The 3,972-nt window shown below is 63.4% G+C and carries 3 protein-coding genes and 1 pseudogene; 2 read left to right on the forward strand and 2 right to left on the reverse strand.

Translation table 11 applies throughout. From position 1 onward, the window contains the following. Nucleotides 1–112: 112 nt before the first annotated feature. A complete protein-coding gene (gene thiC, locus B3446_RS26820) occupies nucleotides 113–2,026 on the reverse strand; it encodes a phosphomethylpyrimidine synthase ThiC (protein WP_191578324.1) in 1,914 nt (637 codons plus the stop codon). A 392-nt stretch (nucleotides 2,027–2,418) separates the two neighbouring features. On the opposite strand from thiC, the gene B3446_RS26825 reads away from it, so the two are divergent. Then, a complete protein-coding gene (locus tag B3446_RS26825) occupies nucleotides 2,419–2,982 on the forward strand; it encodes a SecDF P1 head subdomain-containing protein (protein WP_175122089.1) in 564 nt (187 codons plus the stop codon). Between the two features lie 145 nt (nucleotides 2,983–3,127). Here B3446_RS26825 and B3446_RS26830 read toward each other — a convergent pair whose 3' ends face one another. Beyond that, nucleotides 3,128–3,577 (reverse strand): helix-turn-helix transcriptional regulator, encoded by a 450-nt coding sequence (locus B3446_RS26830; protein ID WP_191578323.1) that lies wholly within the window; start codon nucleotides 3,575–3,577, stop codon nucleotides 3,128–3,130. Between the two features lie 143 nt (nucleotides 3,578–3,720). On the opposite strand from B3446_RS26830, the pseudogene B3446_RS26835 reads away from it, so the two are divergent. Further along, a pseudogene (locus B3446_RS26835) lies at nucleotides 3,721–3,972 on the forward strand (transcriptional regulator); the annotation flags it as partial.

Here is a 3,972-nt window from a genome sequence, read left to right on the forward strand (position 1 = left end):
GTCCGGAGCGAAGGCTCCGGACCGCAATCGGAGCCCCGCCCACCCCAGGCCCACGACGCGCCGGGCGTCTAAAGAACCCGATCCGCCGCAAGCCGCAAGCCACACCAGCAACTCACTGCCGGTGATAAACCTCACTTCCTTTCCGCACAAACTCCACCGACTTCTCCTGCATCCCCTTCGCCAGCGCTTCTTTCTCGCTGACCCCCTGAGCCGCCGCATAATCCCGCACGTCCTGCGTGATCTTCATGCTGCAAAAATGCGGCCCGCACATCGAGCAGAAATGCGCCACCTTCATCGAATCCTTCGGCAGCGTCTCGTCGTGGAATTCCTTCGCCGTATCCGGATCCAGCCCCAGGTTGAACTGATCATCCCAACGGAACTCGAACCGCGCCTTAGATAGCGCGTTGTCGCGGATCGCAGCCCCCGGATGCCCCTTCGCAAGATCAGCCGCATGCGCCGCGATCTTGTACGTGATGATGCCGTCCTTCACGTCCTTCTTGTTCGGCAGTCCCAGGTGTTCCTTCGGCGTCACATAGCAAAGCATCGCCGTGCCATACCACCCGATCAGTGCCGCACCAATGCCAGACGTGATGTGGTCGTACCCGGGCGCGATGTCCGTCGTCAGCGGACCCAGCGTATAGAACGGCGCCTCGTGGCAGTGTTCCAGCTGCAGGTCCATGTTCTCCTTGATCATCTGCATCGGCACATGCCCAGGGCCTTCGATCATCACCTGCACATCGTGCTTCCAGGCCACCTGCGTCAGCTCGCCCAGCGTCTTCAGTTCGGCAAACTGCGCCTCATCGTTCGCGTCGTAGCCCGAGCCCGGGCGCAGGCCATCGCCCAGCGAAAAGCTCACGTCGTACGCCTTCATGATTTCGCAGATCTCTTCAAAGCGCTCGTACAGGAAGCTTTCCTTGTGATGCGCCAGGCACCACTTCGCCATGATCGAGCCGCCGCGCGACACGATGCCCGTCATCCGGTCTGCCGTCATCGGAATGAACGGCAGACGAACGCCCGCATGGATCGTGAAATAGTCCACGCCTTGCTCTGCCTGCTCGATCAGCGTGTCGCGGAAAATTTCCCAGGTCAGGTCCTCGGCCTTGCCGTCCACCTTCTCGAGTGCCTGGTAGATCGGCACCGTGCCGATCGGCACCGGCGAATTGCGGATGATCCACTCGCGGGTTTCGTGGATGTGCTTGCCCGTGGACAGGTCCATCACCGTGTCGCCGCCCCAGCGGATCGCCCACGTCATCTTCTCCACTTCCTCGCCGATGCCCGAGCTGACCGCAGAATTACCGATGTTCGCGTTGATCTTCACCAGGAAATTGCGGCCGATTGCCATCGGTTCCACTTCCGGGTGATTGATGTTGGCCGGAATGATCGCCCGGCCGCGTGCCACTTCCGCGCGCACGAACTCCGGCGTGATCGCGGCGGGAATCGAGGCGCCGAACGATTGGCCCGGATGCTGGCGCAGCAGGCGCTTGACCATCTTCTCGCCGTCGGGACCGCTGTCGCGCAGCGTCTGCAGGTAGTGCTCGCGGCGCAGGCTTTCGCGGATCGCCACGTACTCCATTTCCGGCGTGATGATGCCGCGTCGCGCGTAGTGCATCTGCGACACGTTCGCGCCTGACGTTGCGCGGCGCGGCGGGCGCTGCAGGTCAAAGCGCATCGCCGTCAGCTTGGGATCGGTCAGACGCGATTTCCCGTAATCGCTGGTGGGACCGGACAGCAGCTCCGTATCGCCGCGCTCTTCGATCCAGGCGCGGCGCAGTTCCGGCAGGCCGCGGCGGATATCGATCTTGGCGTCGGGGTCCGTGTAGGGACCGCTACAGTCGTACACCGTCAGCGGCGGGTTCTTCTCGCCGCCGAACATCGTCGGCGTGTCGTCCTGTTCGATTTCCCGGAAGGGCACACGGATGTCGGGGCGTGAGCCCACTTCATACACGCGGCGGGATTTGGGCAGCGGTGCGACGGCCGCCGCGTCGACTTCGGCGGTAGCGGCCAGGAATTTGGGATTGGCGTTCATGGAAAGCTCCAAGCGAGTGGTTGGAGCCGATCGGGATGGACTCCCGTCCAGGCGTGCGAACACGCGCGGCGGGAATACGCTCCCAGCATCGGCATTATCCGTACTGGTACGAAGGGACTCTCTCAACACGTCGCCGCCCTGAAGCGGGACGAGTACCCCTGCGTGAACGCGAAGTATAGAGCCAAGCGGACTTGGCGCCTTCATCAATCTGTTGGGAATGCCGCAAGCCGCGTAAATAGGGCTTTTCAAGCAGGCTGGTATTACTGCTTTACATTTGGATTCAGTCTAGGCAGACACCGTCATGCAGGTTCGGTACACTTTTTTCCACCCGCCGCGTGTACAGTCTTAGAGTCTTACCGTTCGGCATCAGCCCACTTAAGAAGGAATCGAGCATGCAACTGAACCTACGCACTTTGGCGCCCGCCCTCGTTGTCGTGACATTGGCGCTAGCGGGTTGCAAGACCGCCCCGACTAAGACGTCCGACGCCGCGACCACGCCTCAAGCGGGCCAGCAATCCGCCACGCCCGCGACCGCCGCGCGCGTGGATTTCTATCTCGCCAAGCGCGAACCCGGCGCCGGCCTGCGTGAAGTCAGCCTCCCGGACGGCAAGCTCTATCTGCAGGAAACGCCCGTCCTCACGCGCGCCGACCTGACCGATGCCGCCGCACTGGTGGACCGCCAAGGCCAGAACTTTGTTGGTCTGCGTTTCTCTGAAGCCGGCACGCGCAAGCTCACCACCGTCAGCACCGCCAACGTCGGCAGCGTCCTGGCTCTGGTGATCGATCAGGAACTGGTTGCCGCGCCGTTGATCGGCGAACCGCTCAACCGCGGCGTGCTGGCATTCGGCGTGCCTTCGGCTCAAGCCGCTTCCGAGATCGCCGCCCGCATCCGTGGCGACGCCGCTCCCGCGGCAGGTGGCACGGCCCCCGCGCCGGCGCCCGCCGCCAAGCCCTGATTCAGGGCGCGCAAAAAAACCGGCTCATGTAGCCGGTTTTTTTTGCGCCGCGTATTTGTCCGGATGGGGCGGCGCATTCACCGTGTGCACCAAACGGGACCAGATGACTTGTTCCGCGTGGACGACCGCCCCGCTTGTATCGCAATCAGCCGATCTTGCGCCCGCGCGGCTTGACGCCGCGGCGAAGCAATGTGGTTTCGATGAAGGTCTGGGTCAACGCTTCGAGCATTGAACGTTCGTCAGCCGTCAGCGACTCGAACTGCGAGGGAGAAATGTTTGGGTAGGGCCACGGCGCCAACGGGCGAGGCCGGCCGCCGGGGCGCGGCGCGGCGTCGGACACGCCTGATACTGGCAAGGTGTTGCTCAGGTCGTAGGCTTCCAGGGGAAGTTCCATGGGACCCTTGCCGGTCTCCAGCCATTCGACTTCGATCTTCAACACCTGCGCCAGCTTGCGCGCGGATCGGCTCGAATGCCGCAGACCACTTTCGTAGCTGCCGATAGCACTTTGGGAGATTCGCACCAAACGGGCGAGCGCCTTCTGCGTGTGGCCACGAAGAAGACGCGCATGCTTCAGTCGGTCTGAGAATGTTTTCACAGGGCGATTGAAGCTTGCAGGTCTGTCACGTTGGTGGATATAAGTAACACTAGGGTGATAACTTCTGAGGCGGTCGCATGTGGGAGCGGGGCAGCGTGTTCATCGTGCCATCTGAGAATGTGGCGGGGTGGCGTCTTGCCGCCGTGCTGCGTCAATTTCAATGGGAGACCCGCGTCTTCGCATCGGTGGACGCGCTGCAGGAACACCTGCCTGACCAGGCGCCGGATCTGCTCGCGCTGCAGGGGCCGCGCGCCGGCATTGCCGACCTTGTCGGCCATTTGCGCTATGCCGCGCCTGGCGCCCGGGTGGTGTGGCAGGACGGCAGCGCCACCGCGGCCGAGCGCGCGGCGGCGCTGGACGCGGGCGTCGATGCCTGTGTGCCGGCCGGCATGGAG

Source organism: Achromobacter sp. UBA5777 (genome assembly GCF_002418565.1).
In the GTDB taxonomy this organism is placed as follows: Bacteria; Pseudomonadota; Gammaproteobacteria; order Burkholderiales; family Burkholderiaceae_B; genus Achromobacter; species Achromobacter animicus.

Coding starts and splice junctions, on each gene's coding strand:
- thiC (WP_191578324.1), bottom strand. CDS start 2,026: ATGAACGCCAATCCCAAATTCCTGGCCGCTACCGCCGAAGTCGACGCG.
- B3446_RS26825 (WP_175122089.1), top strand. CDS start 2,419: ATGCAACTGAACCTACGCACTTTGGCGCCCGCCCTCGTTGTCGTGACA.